Consider the following 16,178-nt stretch of genomic DNA (forward strand, 5'->3'; position numbering starts at 1 on the left):
ACATATTTTATTATATAGGTTTATAAAAATAAAAAAGACCGAAGAATCGGCCTTTTTTAGGTATTGTGAAAATTTGTTTTAAGGCTTCGGGATTGCGGCTGTACCGCCTATTTTATCTTTTTTAATTTGTCGCTGAATTTTCTTAATCGCAGATTCGATAGATTTTTCGGGTTCAATAATATTGTATTCTCCCCAGAAGTCAGGATCAGAAAAACCTAGGGCTTCATCACTAAGAATAATATTCCTGCGTAATTTTTCTTTCCCTCTTAAGTTTTTACCTACATTTTTTTCCCAATCGGTTACGGCCATTTCACAGGTCATGCTATACACAGAATTAAACCATCGATCATCCCAATTAATTTTGAACTCCAACATGACATTACTGTAGCCATAATACCACTTATTATCTTTCTCTCTATAGTCTACACGATAAGCTACAGCAGTAGGGTATACATTGGCTTTAGCAGGTTTGCGTTTTACAAACATACGTGCGGCGTTTTCTCTATCCGTAATATTTAATTCATAGATAGCGCTGGTTAAAATTTTATGTTCGGCATCTATAAACAGCTGTCCTTTATAGAGTTGGTCTGTTAAGTTTTCTTTCTGAGAAAAATTTATAACATAGATTAATTGATCATTAATTCTAGCGGAACGTTCAAAGGTATAGTTGTAAAGCGGAATAGTTTCTTGTGTAAAGACATATTCCGGATATTTCATTAAGTCGATAAACAGGGTGTTGAATGGGCCTCCTTGTAATTTTAAAGTTAAGGTATCTAATTTACTGTAATCAGTACTTTTTCTAGCTTTATATAATTCTACCGCATCATTTTGTTTGGTAGTATATGGCGCTTTATGAATATTGACTACCGCCTCTGACAAAGAAACATTTTTCTTTCTCTTTTTTATAGTCTCGCGGTAAAAAGCAGTCATCAGGGTTGGGAATTCAAAATAATCTGCACCTTTTTTATTTAATGTTTCTCGAACAAGAAGTTCTGCATTCTTAGGGACAACGATATTAACCTCAGATAAAGCGGTAACTGCTGTTTCTAAGGCAATCTTATTACTTTCTTTAAGTTCTTTTAGGCTTAACTCTTTTGTCTTATATCCTAAAAAGCTTATGGAAACTGTGGCGTCTGCCAAAGCTTTAGGAACTTTTAAAGCAAAATCTCCCTCTGTGTTTGTGACTGTACTTATATTAGAATTTTGTATGGTAATTGTTGCAAATACAAGTTCTTTTTTACTATTAGCATCTATAATTTTACCTTTGTACTGATTAAATTCTTCTTGTTGCTCTTCTTGTAAAATATTAGCAGCATTGCTTTGTGGTGTAGCTCCGAAGATTAGTAAGGCCACCAATAATGCTTTCCATGATTTAAAATGGGAATAATTAGGTTTGCTTTTCATAGTATTAGTTTTAAGGTGAATCGTTGAGTCTTCCTTATAAGGTACTAATTTTTAGTAAGATAACTACTATAAAAAAGCAATATTCAGTTTTTGGAATAGAACAGCTTACTTTATAGGGTACGTATTATGGCATTTTGTAATTCTTTGGAAGTGGGTGTTTCAAACCAATCTTCCATAAACTGAAAATTTTCATTCGTAACTTCGAAAGAAAAAGTAGCTCCTTTTTTGATATTTCGTTGCATAACCCGTTTTTGTCGTTCTTTTTTAGGGATATCTAGAAAGTGAAGTTCAACTTCAATGCTATTTGCTTGAGCAAAATCTCTAAACTTTTGCCGATGCTCATGTTTTGAAAATCCTAAGTCTAGAATAGCATCTACTCCAATTCTTTGTAATTGTAGCAGCTGTTCTTGCATCAGGTCCTCTGCGCGATCAATTCGTTCCAGAAACCAAGCTAAACCATCCTCATCTTTTTTATCTGGAAGAAAAAGAATAGAATTCCAGACGTCTATAGAAAACAAAAACCCACCAACTTTTTCTTTAAGTTGGTGGGAATAGGTTGTTTTACCAGCGCCAGTATTACCTACAATTAAGTATATCATTGGCTTAGGGTATTAGTTAAGCTTCAGTGTCATTTTCAGCGTCTACGCTATCATTTTCTTCTTCAACTTCTTCTTTGTTTAAATTGTTTTTAAGAATATTAAGCTTCTTTAATTTTGCTTTCCAAGTAGCTAAATCTTCTTTATGTGCGTTAATCTTTTTAATTACGTCTTTTACAACAGGACTATCTTCAGAAGCATTTGAAAAGAATTGTAAATTGTTTTCTAGCTGGCGAACTTCACTTTTGCTTTCATCAATTTTACGGCGGATAAAAGTACGTTCTCTTTGTAAAGCATGTTCTGTATTTTCACCATTGGTGATTTGCTGAATTTTATTACCATACTTCATCATTTCAGCTTCTTGACGTTCTATGTCTAGCTTTTTGAATAAGGCATCTAATATTTTATTGAATTTAGCATTGATGCTTTTCTTATTGAAAGGCACGCGACCAATTGCTTTCCATTCTGCTATAAAACCTTTAATAGCGTCTAAATCTTCATTTCTATTACCTGATAAATGAAAACCTTGCAAACGTTCTAGACAAGCTGCTTTAAGCTCAAAATTCTCTAACTCGTCTTTTTGTGCTTCATTTTTACTTGCATTTAAACGATCAAAATAATGGTTACATGCATCTTTAAATTGCTTCCAGATTTTATCAGAAAACTTGCGAGGAACATGGCCAATTTTTTTCCACTCGTTTTGTATGCGCTTCATTTCAGAAGTAGCCATTTCTGTGTCTTCACTATCTTTTAAAGATAGTGCTAGCTCTAATAAGGCTCTCTTCTTATCTAAATTATCTTGTTGCTCTTTCTTTTGATCTTTATAGAAAGCATTCTTTTGTCTATTAAAATCACGAACACTATCTTTAAAAGAAGCCCAAGTTTTTTCATTTACTTTTTGTGGAACTTTCCCAGCACTGAAGAAGCTTTCTCTAAGCGCCTCTATTTCTTTAATTTGCTGTTGTAAACCTTTATGGTTTTTAGAAACATTCGTGGTGATAGCCTTAATGCCTTCTATAATCTCATGTTTTTTTACGAGATTTACTTCATAGGTTTTTTCAAGTTCGGCAAAATGTCCTTGTCGTCTGCTATGTAGTGCTTTTGTAGCATTGCTAAAACGTTCCCAGATAGCCTCACGGTGTTCTTTGTCTACTGGGCCAATATCTTCTTTCCAGATTTTATGTAGGGTCTGTAATTCTTGAAATGCCGTATTTAAGTCAGCTACTGTTTCTAATGCTTCTGCTCTTTCTACAAGTTTTTGTTTTTCTTCCAGATTTCGTTTGAAATCTAAATCTCTTAATTCACGATTTAGATGTAAGAAATCATAAAATATTTCAATATGATGGTGGTATGTTCGCCATACATCATTATAATTATTTCTTGGAATAGGTCCGGCAGTACGCCAGCTTTCCTGTAAATCTTTAAAATTTTTGTAGGTAGTGTTTATGTCTTCTTCTACATTAACCAATCCCTTTAAATCTTCAATAATTTGAAGTCTTTTTTCAAGATTATCTTTTAAACTATTTTCAAGACTCTTATGGTATTGATTTTTCTTTTCGCGATATTCTGAATAAACCTCGTTGAATTGTCTTTTAGTGACAGAGTTGTATTTAAAGTCTATTTCGTTTCCGCCATTGCTGACAAATTCTTCTTTTTTATGCTCTAAAAATTCTTGAAATTTTAAATCAAACTCATACTTAATACCATCTATATGTTTTCTGATGGCTTGTACTTTCTCATTCTTAACAAGTCGTTGTAATTCTCCCACTAAATTCTCCATAGACATTGCGTGGTAATCCAAAAGAGGAATAACATGCCTTTGGTGATTATCAGTGTCTTCTGCATCTTCTGCATTAGAATCATCAATTTCCTCAAGAACATCTTCACTAACAATGTTCTCCTCATTGAGCTCTTTGCTTTCTTCAGCGGTGCTTTTAGAAGTTGCTTCTACATCATCAGTAGCTTGGTTTTCTGAAGGAGTATTCACCACTTCATTTGTTTCTACTGAATTTTCCTTACTACTATCATTTGATAGTTTCTCGTCTTTCTCGTCCAACATTATGTACGTATTTGGCTTTTTTGCCTAATTCATTGGTAAGATAGTAACAACCACTTGAATACCAAAAAAAATGTAAAAAAGTTGTGTAGAAAATCTAATTATTTATGGATTATAACTTTAAAAGCCACGCGGCTAGCTATTCCATATTTCCCAAGCTTTCTCTGCTTGTAGTTCCAGCATTTTATCGCCATTCTTAATCTGTGCCCCTTGTGCTTCTCCAGCTACTAAAAAAGCTGTCTTTTCGGGGTTATAAATTAAATCAAAAAGCAAATGCTTCGCAGTAATAAATTCATAGGGTAAAGCGGGCTTTTCGTGAATAGCTGGAAATGTTCCAACGGGCGTACAATTTACAAGAACAGTATAGTCTTCCATTAGTTGTTGGTTCAGTTCCTCGTAGGTAAATTGCCCTTCTTTTTTTCTTCTAGAAACAAAAGTATACTCAATTCCCAACTCTTTAAACACAAATGCAATGGCTTTAGAAGCGCCACCTGTTCCTAGGATTAATGCTTTTTTATGATGTGGTTGTATAAAAGGTTCTATAGACTTTTGAAATCCGTAATAGTCAGTATTGTAACCTTTTAGCCCGTCTTTGGTAAATTTAATAGTGTTTACTGCCCCAATAGCTTTTGCTTTTTCATCAATAAGAGCTAAGAAAGGGAACACTTCCTCTTTATAGGGTATGGTGATGTTGAAGCCATTAATATTCGTATTCTCTTTTAAAACTTCGCTAAGTTCATTTATGTCTTGAAAATCAAAGTTTTCGTAGGAGTAATTAGGTAGCTCTAAGTCTTTGAATTTCTGAGTAAAATAGGCCCTTGAAAAAGAGTAATCGATATCTTTTCCTATTAAGCCAAAACGAATTTTATTTTCTTTGTTTTCCATACCAATCTAAACCTAAAAATATAAAGATACCTACTGCTACAAATAAAAATGCCCACCATGTTTCTGAACTCGTGATCTCTGGTAAATATCTTTTGTAATTAACTATAATTTCATTGCCATTGGAATCTAACTGTAGGCTTCCGTCTACTGTTGTTTTTAGGATTGTTTTTTTCCAAGGCCAAACTACACCTAATGATCCTGTAATAAAACCTATGATGACGGCAGTTGTAATGTGTTTAAAATGTTTAAGCAAGTAGGTGAGTAAGTGTGATAGTGTTACTAAACCTACTGTAGAACCTGCGGTAAACACGGCTAGTATTTTTAAGGTTTTTACTCTTTTTTCATTTTGATAAAAACTAAAATCGCCCTGTAGAAATTCTGAAAACGTATCGAAAAGAGAATTTACAGAATCGACCAATAGTAAGACATAGTTTCCTAATAAAATTAAGATGAATGATCCTGATAATCCAGGAAGTGTCATACCTGAAACACTTATGATTCCGCAGAAGAATATAAAAACTAGATTATCATTTTGCGTTGCTGGATTAAGAAAGCTAATGGCAATTCCTAATATTAAACCGAATATTCCTGCTGGAATAGTCTTCCTATTCCAATGGTTAAAATCTTTGGAAATATAATAGATTGAGCCAATGATCATACCGAAGAAGGCCGACCAAACATAAAGTTCTTTACGCTCCAAAAAGTAATCTAAAAGTTTAGAGATGCTGAAGTAACTCACCAGCATCCCAAAAATTAATAAGGCTAAGAACTGACCATTAATATATCTATAAAAGCTTTTAAATCTACTGTTGAAAAGAAGCTTAAAAGCCTTTAGGTTTACTTTTTGGAGTGAATAAATAAACTCTTCATAAAATCCGCCTACAAAGGCTACAATACCTCCAGAAACTCCAGGAACTTTATTTGCGGCACCCATGCACAAGCCTTTTATGACAAGCCAAAACTTATCTGAAAATGTTCTAGGTGCTTGCATAACTACACGGTTTACTTTTTAGAGGCTAATTTTTCTAAGAGTAATATTAAAGAAAAACCAACCAAGGCTAAAATAATAGCAAACATCAATTGGTGATCACCCTCATAAGAAAAGGGAGAAACACTTTCTTCAGATACCGTGATAATTTTGTCGCCGAAAACTTTGGTCTCTAGTATTTTTTTCCAAGGCCATATTTTATTTAGGGATCCTAAAATAAATCCAGTAAGTACGGCTAAGGTTATATCCTTATAATGCTTAAACATCCATTTTAAAAGTCTGGCAAAGCTTAATAGTCCAAATATTGCACCTAAACCAACGGTAGCGACAATTTTTAAATCATACTCATGAACAGCATCTAAAATAACTTTATAAGACCCTAAAAGTACGAGGATAAAAGCACCTGAGATGCCTGGTAGTATCATGGCACATATGGCTAAGGCTCCAGATAAAAATAAAAAAGGCAAGCTATCTGTGTTTTCAGCAGGGGGTAGGGTAGTAATATAATAAGCCATACCCGTACCAATGACAAGCATAACGATAGTAGCTAAATTCCATTTTTCAACAGATTTACCTACAAATAAGATACTAGCAACTACAAGGCCAAAAAAGAAAGACCATAACAGTACAGGTTGGTTTAAAAGTAACCAACTAATTCCTTTCGCAAGAGAAAGTACGCTAATCCCAATTCCTAAAAATAGAGCTACTAAGAAATTTCCGTTAAGTTGCTTCCAAAAGCTTTTTATACCCTCTGTTTTTAAGGTTTTAAAAAGTGATAGATTTATGTTGTTAATAGAATCTATAAGCTCTTCGTAAATTCCAGAAATAAATGCGATGGTACCACCAGAAACACCTGGTACTACATCTGCAGCACCCATTGCCATTCCTTTTAAGGTGATAAAAAAATAGTGTAATAAATTGCGATTTTCCATAAGCTAAAAAAACAAAAATAGTTTTTTTATTTGGAAGCGTTTTTATATTGTTCTAATATGTTTTGCATCCAATCTGTAGCACAGAATTTTGGGTAATTAATTTGAAAAATTTCTAAGCCTTTGGAATTTAAAATTAATGCTTCCGTAACGTAATCTCGTGCCATTTTAATATCTCCCAACAAACTATGATTGCCGGAAAGTGCAAATAAAATATCTGCTTCCTCAGGATGAAATTCTTTTCCTTGTGTGAGTATGGCAATAGCAGATTCGTAATTTTCATTTTTCTCGTTAACGAAAGCCCATAATAGCCAAGTATCTAATTCGTAATTACCAAAGTCTACCGCTTGTTTAAAGGCAAAGTCTGCCTCGTCATAGCGTTGAAGTGCAGCATTTATTTTACCGCTTTTTTTCCAGTATACCGGATTTTCACTATCAATATTTATGGCTTTACTGATGTAATAAGCCGCTCGATCATAGTTTTTTAGACGGTAATAAAAATCGGTAATGGCTAACCAGCCTTTGTCAAGAAGTGGATCTTCATGAACCGTATGGTAGAAATAATATTTCGCCATTTCTTCATTTCCTAATTTTTCATGGCATTTGCCAATACGTAAATAGGCATGAGAAGTAGGGTCTTCTATAGTAATGGTAGTTTCGTAATTATCAATAGCTTCATTGTATAGGCCCAGTTTTTCTAATACTTTTCCTTTTTCAAAATAAGCACCTATAAATCTATCATCTGAAATAATAGCAAAATCAAAGGCACTTAAAGCTTCCTTGTACATTTTTTTTGAGAAGTACTGTTTCCCCAATTGATGCCATGCAACTTCGGAATAGGGATTTTCCTCTAGATAATCATTAAGATACACAATGGCGCCATCAAAATCTTCTAAAAACTCAAAGCAGTAAATTACGTTGTATAAGGAAGAATAATCTTCATCATCAAACTCAACGCATTTCATGAAGCTCTTTTTGGCCATTTCAAAATCGTCCATGAAAAGATACTCCATTCCTAATAAGGAATAAATGTCAAAACCATCATCGGTTAAGTCTAGCGCTTTCTGAAGTAAATTTATAGCTCCTAAATGATCATCTTTTTTAGAAAAAATATTAGCACGTTGAATGTATATTTCTTCATTTCGATGATCTAGTTGCTGTAAATCATCCAGCATATTTTCAGCTTCTTCAAGTTTGTTTTCAAAAACAAAAACTTCTATTTGCAGAAGTTTTAGCTCAATTGCACCTGGATGTTGCTGTAAGCCAATCTTTATAGCCTTCTTTGCCAACGCAATTTTTCCATTGTTTAGATAATGATGAATAATATCCTCAAAATCTTCCGAGTCAAAAAAATAGACATCATCTGTCTTTAACATGGATTCAAACTTGGTAATAGGTTGGCTTGGTCTTTCTTCTGCATCTAATGCCATAGGCCTTTCTTTTTTCTAATAATTTAAATATAGTACATACAGCTTATTTTTACGGAGATAAACCTTCCGTATTATTAACAAAATAGTTAACAAAATAAGTTTAATACTGATTTAAAATGGATATAATTTGTTGGCAACCTGCTGTAATCTCCTGATTGGAAATGGTTAGCGGTGGAGAAATACGTACTGCTTTAGGCTCAAACAATAGCCAAAAAAGAATTAATTTTTCTTTGGCAGCAGTCAGTATTAAATGGTTTGCGACGTCTAAATCTTCAACAATTAGGGCGAGCATTAATCCCTTTCCTCTAATTTCTTTAATTAATTTGTGCTGTAATAAGGTTCTAAAAAGCCTTTCTTTTTCTAAAGTATCTGCAATTAAATTTGTTTCAGTAATCTCACGTAAAGTCGCTAAACATGCTGCTGCAATAACTGGATTACCTCCAAAAGTAGTAATGTGGCCTAATTTTGGAGCGTCCTGTAGTGTTTGCATCAAGCTGCGTGATGCTACAAATGCACCTACAGGTAAACCGCCTGCCATCCCTTTTCCTATCACTAAGATATCTGGAATGCAATTATAATGTTCAAAAGCAAACAATTTTCCAGTTCTACCAAAACCAGGTTGTATTTCGTCTAATATGAGTAGTGCGCCTACTTCCGAGCAGCGTTTTCTAATTTTTGTTAAGAAATTATTTTCAGGAACAATAAATCCCGCTCCTCCTTGAATCGTTTCTAAAATAACACCAGCGGTTTTTTCGGTGATGGCTGCAATAGCGGATTCATCATTAAACTGTAAAAACCGAACATCTGGTAATAAAGGTCTGAATGCACTTTTTCTTTCTTCATAGCCCATTACACTTAAACTTCCCATGGTATTGCCATGATAGGCATGTGTAGCTGCAAAAATCTCTGTTCTGCCTGTTGCTCTTCGCGCTAATTTTAAAGCTCCTTCAATAGCCTCGGTACCTGAATTAACTAAATAGGTGGTTTCAAGACTTTCAGGAAGTAATGAGGCTAGGAGGGTGGTATATGCTACAGCAGGTTTTTGAATGTATTCCCCGTAAACCATTACATGTGCATAAAGGTCTACCTGATCTTTTATAGCCTGTGATACTCTTGGATGACAGTGTCCCAAACTACAAGCCGATACTCCAGCTACAAAATCTAAATGTGCGTTGCCGTCCGTATCATAGATGTAACTTCCTTTAGCATGAGAAACTTCTAAGGCTAGAGGGTGTGGCGTTGTTTGAGTTTGATGTTTGTAAAAGTCTTCTTTCATACCTTTAATTAGACTTTTTATCAGCAGCTTTAATTTTGCTAGACGTACTTTTGGTGACCACAGCTTTGCTGCTAGGCGATGGGCTAGCAACATTCGTGGGTAAATTATTTACAGGATCTGATGCATTTTTACTGCGTTGCTCTTCCTCTGCATCAATGTCAATAGGGTTTTCTATTCCTTGAATAACCACGAGCTTGATGTTGTTATCATCTTCATCAAAGATATCATCTTTAGTTAAAATACGTTCATCGCCGCGCCAAACCATTCCTTTTAAAATTCTTAGCTCTTCTTCTAAATCTTTCTCAGGAAAAATATCACCATCAGGATCTACATAGAAGGTAAGGTCTTCAACATCATTATTTACAAAAGTGATGTTGATTTTACTACAGATGGTTTTATTGATTCCAATTAGTTCTTGGTCGTCATTATACATCCAGTAAACAACTTCGGTATTTCCTATTAAGTCTACTTCATCTAAAGTGTTCTCAAGAAATTTCCCGTAAAGATCTATTCCTTTTGCTTGGTTGTATCCTGTTTTTCCTATGGTGTCAAAAGAAACTATAAAAGCATTTTTTATCACTTTTAGAGAATCTAATTTTTCGGTTTCAAGGTCTGATATCAAATGAATACTATCTCCGGTCATTTGATTTTCGCCATTCCATATCACGGGGTAATATTTTGGCCAATTTATTTCTTTGGTATCCTTCGGGATTTTTTTTCCAATAAGTTGTGTTAAGCCTGTAATTTCTTCTACATGAATAGAATCTGCTTTTCCGCTTAAATCAGTTTTGTAAAAGTTAGCATTTTTAAAAGCGCGCATGATTCTCTTTTCCGGTTTCCCGGTGATCATTAAAGTGTCTCCATGTATGTAAAGCGAATCTTTTTCTACCAAACTAATGGCTACTGCTCTTTTTGTTGCAAAAACAGAATCTTTAGCTTTAAATACCTCGGCATAATGTGCGCGAATAATGCCATTATTTATCGTGTCTGTAATGGTAATGTTATTAGTCGCAGAAGCATATTCCCTGGCTTTGTTGAAATAAACGCTATCTCCAACAATTATTCTGTTATTGTAATCTATTCGTGTGTTCTTAATTCCGTAACCGCTCTCTACCTTGGTATCATAAAAGCCACGCTCGCAATAAATTTTGTAGGTTTTACCTGTTACGGTAGAAGGTCCGTACATATAGGCGTTCTTAGAAGAGGTATAATAATCAAGCTGTTTAGAATCTACTTTGTATTCAGGGTTGTCTATATGTACGCTATCTAGAAACTGATATTTTTTTGTTTCCATGTAATAGCGACCAATCTGGCTGGTAAGGGTATTGGTAGAATCTATGACCGTACCAAAATCTTTATAGTATGCTTCTTGCTTCTCACGATCAAAACGTAGGGTATCCGTTTCTAATCGCATTCCAGGGTTTTGTTCCAAAATTACATTTTGCCATGCTTTGGCAAGCTTTGTATTTCCATCATAATCTACTTTGCCACTGGTCATTTGAACAGAATCTCCTTGTTGAAGGCGTATATTACCTACTGCTTTCAATCGGTTTTCCTTCTGATGAAATATAGCATAATCGCACCATAAATCGGCTCCTTGGTGCTCAAATTGCACCTGTCTGTCATCCATACTAAATATGGAAGCGCCAGGATATTTAGCTTCATCCTTAGTAAAGGTACCACCGTAAACAATATTTATTTGCTTGTTTTCAGCAAGTGTGTCTTGCTGTGCAAAACTTAAGGCTGAACTAAATAGGACTAAAAATAAAACAAAGAGTTTTTGCACTAGGTTTAAAATTTTGCTCAAAAATAGGGATTTTTAATACAGGCAAAAGCCGATTAGCATAAATTTAGTATTTCCCCCACTATTATAGTCTAATGGCTGCGAAATAAATAAAACTATCTAGAGGTTGTTTTAGTATGAAAGGCTAATTGAATATTCAATAATTAAGCTTTTATTGATATAAAATCTTCTTCTTTATGTTTTTTATTCAATAAAAACGGAACAATTTTTTGTCTATCGGTTATGTGTGAATATGGGAAAAAAGAGATTATTTTGTCATTTTTGATAATAAACATTAAAAACTCCCCTTTTTGTATGTCATCTGAGAATACCCAGAAATAGATAAAATCAGTATTTGAGTAGTGAATATTGTTTAATCGTTCTTCTGAACTCGTTCCTTTAAATAAAAGAAGAGCCTCTTTATACGATACTACTTGGCTCTTGGTTATCTCTTTTGTGGAACTACTTGTTCTTAATTGATCTACAACAAATTTTATTAAGAACTCAAATTTGGGATTTCCTTTCGAGGATTTATGAACGTCAGTATAGGCATAGAACTGTGGAAGATCTAACGAGTCACTATTTAGGATATCATTAATAAAAGATACTATAACTTCATTTTCAACATTTGTCTTTTCTTGCCCCTTACAGTGACCATACGATAAGAAAAGTATGATGCATATGAATTTAATTGAAAGCTTCATTTTATTGAATTTTTAGTGATAGGCTATCTCTAGTTCTATTTAATCTAATATAGAGATTTTAATTAGAACTATATACGTTTGTAGAGGACTAGGTATAAAAAAAGCCACTCGAAAGTGGCTTTTAAATTTATCTGTGTATTGTTTGTGTCCTATCTGGACCAACTGAAACTATTTTTATAGGCACTTCTAATTCCTTCTCTAAAAATAAAATGTATTCATTTAAAGCTTTAGGGAATTGATCTTCAGAAGTCATTTTTGTCAAATCTTCATTCCAACCCTCCATCTCTTTGTAGATAGGAGTTAAGTTTTCTGCTTCAATATTATACGGTAAATGAGTGATAGTCTCTCCTTTGTAATTATAAGAAGTACATACTTTTAGTTTTTTAAAACCACTAAGCACATCGCCTTTCATCATCATTAATTCTGTAACGCCATTAATTTGAACAGCATATTTTAAAGCCACTAAATCTAGCCATCCGCAACGTCTTGCTCTACCAGTGGTAGCACCAAACTCATTACCAACTCTACCCATAGTTTCTCCATCGGCATCAAACAATTCCGTAGGGAATGGTCCGCTACCTACACGGGTAGTGTATGCTTTAAAAATACCTTTAACATCGCCAATTTGATTAGGAGCAACTCCTAAACCAGTACACGCGCCGGCTGCTGTTGTGTTAGAAGAAGTTACAAACGGATAGGTTCCAAAATCAATATCCAACAGCGATCCTTGTGCCCCTTCTGCTAATATTTTTTTACCTTCTTTTTGTGCTTTAAATAAATATTCTTCACTATCAATAAAAGTAAGTTCTTTTAAAGCTTCTACAGCCTTAAAAAATTCTGCTTCTAATTCAGGTAAATCATATTGTATGTCTACATTGTAAAAACCAATCATAGCTTCATGCTTATCAGCAAGAATTCTATATTTTTCTTTCCAATCAGAAAATTCTAAATCACCAACACGCATTCCGTTTCTACCGGTTTTATCCATATATGTTGGACCAATACCTTTTAGTGTAGAACCAATTTTTGCTTTTCCTTTAGCTGTTTCAGAAGCTGCATCAAGCAAACGGTGTGTAGGTAAAATTAAATGTGCTTTTCTTGATATTAATAAGATCGATTTAATATCAAGATTAAATTGCTTTAAGTTATCTAATTCTTTTTGAAAAATGACAGGGTCTATTACCACTCCATTTCCAACTATATTCATTGCACCTTTATGAAATATTCCTGAAGGTATCGTATGCAAAACATGTTTGATACCATCAAATTCTAAAGTGTGTCCTGCGTTTGGACCCCCTTGAAAACGCGCTATTATGTCGTAATCTTGAGTAAGTACATCAACAATTTTTCCTTTTCCTTCGTCTCCCCATTGAAGCCCAAGTAGTAAATCTACAGCCATTAGTGTATTTGGTTAGTTGTTTTTATTATCGTCGTTGTTTTCTGCTTTGTTTTTTGTACCATAGAAATAAAGCGAATGATTTGTTATTGAGATATCAAATACTTCTTCTATAGTCTTTTTGATAGATTGAATACGAGGATCGCAAAACTCCATAACTTCGCCGGTATCTGTAAGAATTACATGATCATGTTGGCGATCAAAATATGATTTCTCATATTGTGCTTGATTCTTTCCAAACTGGTGCTTACGTACCAGTTTACAGTCCAATAAAAGTTCTATGGTGTTGTATAGTGTAGCACGACTTACCCGATAGTTTTTATTTTTCATATTGATGTACAAACTCTCAATATCAAAATGTTCTTCGCTATCGTAAATTTCTTGGAGTATAGCGTATCGTTCAGGTGTCTTCCGGTGCCCGTTTTCTTCTAAAAATTTTGTAAAGACATTTTTTACGATGTCTTGGTTCTTGTTATTGCTCATAAGAACTTTTGCATCATTCAGGTTGCAAATGTACAGCTAAAATTTAAATTCTAGTTACTTTGTCTATACCGTTAATGCCCTTTAAATTGTTGATAAGTTTTTTTAATATTTCATTATTCTTAACCACTACCGTTATTTTTCCTTTAAACGTGCCGCCATCTGTGCTGAAATTTATGTTGCGCATGTTCACGTGCATATTCCCAGAAATAACCTCTGTAATGCTGCTCACTAAGCCTAAATTATCAATACCTGTAAGGTTAATTTCTGCGGTAAATTCTTGTTGACTAGAATCTATCCATTTTGCACTTATGATTCGGTATGCATAGTTAGACTGAAGTGATATGGCATTAGGACATGTTTTTGCATGTACCTTAATACCTTCATTAATACTTAGAAATCCAAACACATCATCTCCTGGAATAGGATTACAGCAAGGAGACATTTTGTACGGCAATTTCTCTTCTTCTTTGCCAAAAACAAGTAAATCATATTTAGATGTAATCTCGTCTTTATCTACATCTTCTAAAGTCTGTGGCCTACGAATTCTATTCTTAAAAAAGTTAATAAATGCATTACTATCAGAGGCGCTATATTCTTTTATCTTCTGATTGTCTATGGCGCCAATACCTACTCTGTAAAATAAATCTAAGCTTGTTTTAAGCTTAAAGTATAAGACCATTTTATTTATGGTGTCTTCAGAGAAATTAATTTTTTGCGATTTTAATTTTCTTCGTAAAATTTCTTTACCCTCTAAGGCTACACTCTTTTTTTCCTCGCGTAGCGTAGATTTTATTTTAGCTCTAGCACGTGCTGTTGTAGCGTAATCTAGCCAACTTTGATTTGGATGTGCATTTTCTGAAGTAATTATTTCTACTTGATCACCACTGTTTAATGTGGTGTTTAAAGGTACCAATTTGCCATTAACCTTTGCACCACGGGTGTGCATACCTACCTCTGTATGAATATTAAATGCAAAATCTAGAGGTGTTGAGTTTTTAGGGAGTGATTTTAACTCTCCCTTAGGGGTAAATACAAAAATTTCTTTTGAATATAAATTTAACTTAAATTCTTCTACAAAATCTACAGCATTCGTATTTGCATTTTCTAATGCTTCTTGTAGTTTATTAAGCCAATCTTCAATGCCTATTTCTTTTTGATTGCCATGCTTGTATTTATAGTGTGCAGCATACCCTTTTTCTGCAATTTCATGCATGCGTTCACTTCTAATTTGTACTTCTACCCATTTACCCATAGGTCCCATTACCGTGATATGCAAGGCTTCATATCCCGTAGATTTAGGAGATGAAATCCAATCTCTTAAGCGTACAGGGTTTGGTGTAAAGTGATCTGTAACAATAGAATAAATTTTCCATGCTAAAAACTTTTCATTGGGTTTGTCTGATTTATAGATAATCCGAATCGCAAATTTATCATAGATTTCATCGAAGGTCACGCTTTGCGCTACCATCTTCTTGCGGATAGAATAGATAGACTTCATTCTTCCTTTAATGGTGTAGTTAAGGCCTTCTTTATCTAAAGAATCACTAATAACGCCAGAGAAATCTTCAATATATTGTTTTTGCTCTTCTTTGGTTTCTTCAATTTTTCCAAGAATATCATTGTAAACTTCAGGCTCCGTATATTTTAAACTTAAGTCTTCGAGCTCTGTTTTAATATTATACAGCCCAATTCTATGTGCTAGTGGGGCATAAATATAGAGTGTTTCTGAAGCTATTTTTACTTGCTTATACTCTGGCATCGAATCCATCGTAAGCATATTGTGGTACCGGTCTGCAATTTTAATAATGATTACACGGATGTCATCATTAAGCGTTAATAACATCTTTCTAAAATTTTCTGCCTGCTGAGATATGTTCATATCTTTTTTCAGGTGAGCAATTTTAGTAAGTCCGTCTACAATACGAGCAACACTTTCTCCAAACATACGTTCAATATCATCCAAAGTGTATTCTGTATCTTCTACCACATCATGTAGTAGCGCAGAAGCAATTGAAACAGCGTCTAAACCAATTTCAGAAGCTACAATTTTAGCCACAGCAATAGGATGAAAGATATAAGCTTCGCCAGATTTTCTACGCTGATCTTTATGGGCGTCAACAGCAGTGTCAAATGCCGTCCTGATAAGTTTTTTATCTTCATCGGTAAGCGTTTGATAACTGATGCGGAGCAATTCTTTGTACTGCTTCGCAATCTGTTTATTTTCTTTTTCTATATCAGCTTCTGTCAT

General features: G+C 34.0%; 13 protein-coding genes. All 13 read right to left on the minus strand.

The features are described 5' to 3' along the window. Positions 1-78: 78 nt before the first annotated feature. Positions 79-1,404 carry a carboxypeptidase-like regulatory domain-containing protein gene (locus tag M666_RS10855; protein WP_029445871.1) on the minus strand — a complete coding sequence of 442 codons (1,326 nt, stop codon included), beginning with the start codon at positions 1,402-1,404 and terminating at the stop codon, positions 79-81. Between the two features lie 110 nt (positions 1,405-1,514). After that, positions 1,515-2,003 (minus strand): P-loop nucleotide/nucleoside kinase family protein, encoded by a 489-nt coding sequence (locus M666_RS10860; protein WP_029445872.1) that lies wholly within the window; start codon positions 2,001-2,003, stop codon positions 1,515-1,517. A 16-nt stretch (positions 2,004-2,019) separates the two neighbouring features. Next, positions 2,020-4,059, minus strand: coding sequence for a DUF349 domain-containing protein (locus M666_RS10865; RefSeq protein ID WP_025614557.1), 2,040 nt, complete (start codon positions 4,057-4,059; stop codon positions 2,020-2,022). Between the two features lie 132 nt (positions 4,060-4,191). Next, positions 4,192-4,941, minus strand: coding sequence for a shikimate dehydrogenase family protein (locus M666_RS10870; protein WP_029445873.1), 750 nt, complete (start codon positions 4,939-4,941; stop codon positions 4,192-4,194). Next, entirely contained in the window at positions 4,922-5,932 is a 1,011-nt protein-coding gene (locus tag M666_RS10875) for a DUF368 domain-containing protein (RefSeq protein ID WP_029445874.1), read from the minus strand. Before M666_RS10875 ends, M666_RS10870 begins: the two co-directional genes overlap by 20 nt. A gap of 11 nt (positions 5,933-5,943) precedes the next feature. Next, a complete protein-coding gene (locus tag M666_RS10880) occupies positions 5,944-6,861 on the minus strand; it encodes a polyprenyl-phosphate transporter (protein WP_024480012.1) in 918 nt (305 codons plus the stop codon). A 26-nt stretch (positions 6,862-6,887) separates the two neighbouring features. Beyond that, entirely contained in the window at positions 6,888-8,288 is a 1,401-nt protein-coding gene (locus M666_RS10885) for a tetratricopeptide repeat protein (RefSeq protein WP_029445875.1), read from the minus strand. A 100-nt stretch (positions 8,289-8,388) separates the two neighbouring features. Further along, positions 8,389-9,564 (minus strand): aspartate aminotransferase family protein, encoded by a 1,176-nt coding sequence (locus M666_RS10890; RefSeq protein ID WP_029445876.1) that lies wholly within the window; start codon positions 9,562-9,564, stop codon positions 8,389-8,391. 4 nt (positions 9,565-9,568) lie between these two features. Beyond that, positions 9,569-11,371, minus strand: coding sequence for an OstA-like protein (locus M666_RS10895; RefSeq protein WP_082007906.1), 1,803 nt, complete (start codon positions 11,369-11,371; stop codon positions 9,569-9,571). A 140-nt stretch (positions 11,372-11,511) separates the two neighbouring features. Then, positions 11,512-12,051: a hypothetical protein gene (locus tag M666_RS10900; RefSeq protein ID WP_029445878.1), complete on the minus strand. Its 540-nt coding sequence runs from the start codon at positions 12,049-12,051 to the stop codon at positions 11,512-11,514. Positions 12,052-12,178: 127 nt separating this feature from the next. Beyond that, positions 12,179-13,450: an adenylosuccinate synthase gene (locus M666_RS10905; RefSeq protein ID WP_024480017.1), complete on the minus strand. Its 1,272-nt coding sequence runs from the start codon at positions 13,448-13,450 to the stop codon at positions 12,179-12,181. Between the two features lie 12 nt (positions 13,451-13,462). Next, positions 13,463-13,930, minus strand: coding sequence for a Fur family transcriptional regulator (locus M666_RS10910; RefSeq protein WP_024480018.1), 468 nt, complete (start codon positions 13,928-13,930; stop codon positions 13,463-13,465). Between the two features lie 43 nt (positions 13,931-13,973). Further along, a complete protein-coding gene (locus M666_RS10915) occupies positions 13,974-16,178 on the minus strand; it encodes a RelA/SpoT family protein (protein ID WP_024480019.1) in 2,205 nt (734 codons plus the stop codon).

The sequence above is a fragment of the Cellulophaga baltica 18 genome (assembly GCF_000468615.2).
GTDB classification, from domain to species: Bacteria; Bacteroidota; Bacteroidia; order Flavobacteriales; family Flavobacteriaceae; genus Cellulophaga; species Cellulophaga baltica.

Excerpts from the sequence above, each read along its gene's own strand:
- M666_RS10915 (WP_024480019.1), bottom strand. The coding sequence starts at position 16,178 with ATGACAGAAGCTGATATAGAAAAAGAAAATAAACAGATTGCGAAGCAG.
- M666_RS10910 (WP_024480018.1), bottom strand. The coding sequence starts at position 13,930 with ATGAGCAATAACAAGAACCAAGACATCGTAAAAAATGTCTTTACAAAA.
- M666_RS10860 (WP_029445872.1), bottom strand. The coding sequence starts at position 2,003 with ATGATATACTTAATTGTAGGTAATACTGGCGCTGGTAAAACAACCTAT.
- M666_RS10890 (WP_029445876.1), bottom strand. The coding sequence starts at position 9,564 with ATGAAAGAAGACTTTTACAAACATCAAACTCAAACAACGCCACACCCT.
- M666_RS10900 (WP_029445878.1), bottom strand. The coding sequence starts at position 12,051 with ATGAAGCTTTCAATTAAATTCATATGCATCATACTTTTCTTATCGTAT.
- M666_RS10880 (WP_024480012.1), bottom strand. The coding sequence starts at position 6,861 with ATGGAAAATCGCAATTTATTACACTATTTTTTTATCACCTTAAAAGGA.
- M666_RS10870 (WP_029445873.1), bottom strand. The coding sequence starts at position 4,941 with ATGGAAAACAAAGAAAATAAAATTCGTTTTGGCTTAATAGGAAAAGAT.
- M666_RS10905 (WP_024480017.1), bottom strand. The coding sequence starts at position 13,450 with ATGGCTGTAGATTTACTACTTGGGCTTCAATGGGGAGACGAAGGAAAA.
- M666_RS10885 (WP_029445875.1), bottom strand. The coding sequence starts at position 8,288 with ATGGCATTAGATGCAGAAGAAAGACCAAGCCAACCTATTACCAAGTTT.
- M666_RS10865 (WP_025614557.1), bottom strand. The coding sequence starts at position 4,059 with ATGTTGGACGAGAAAGACGAGAAACTATCAAATGATAGTAGTAAGGAA.
- M666_RS10855 (WP_029445871.1), bottom strand. The coding sequence starts at position 1,404 with ATGAAAAGCAAACCTAATTATTCCCATTTTAAATCATGGAAAGCATTA.
- M666_RS10875 (WP_029445874.1), bottom strand. The coding sequence starts at position 5,932 with ATGCAAGCACCTAGAACATTTTCAGATAAGTTTTGGCTTGTCATAAAA.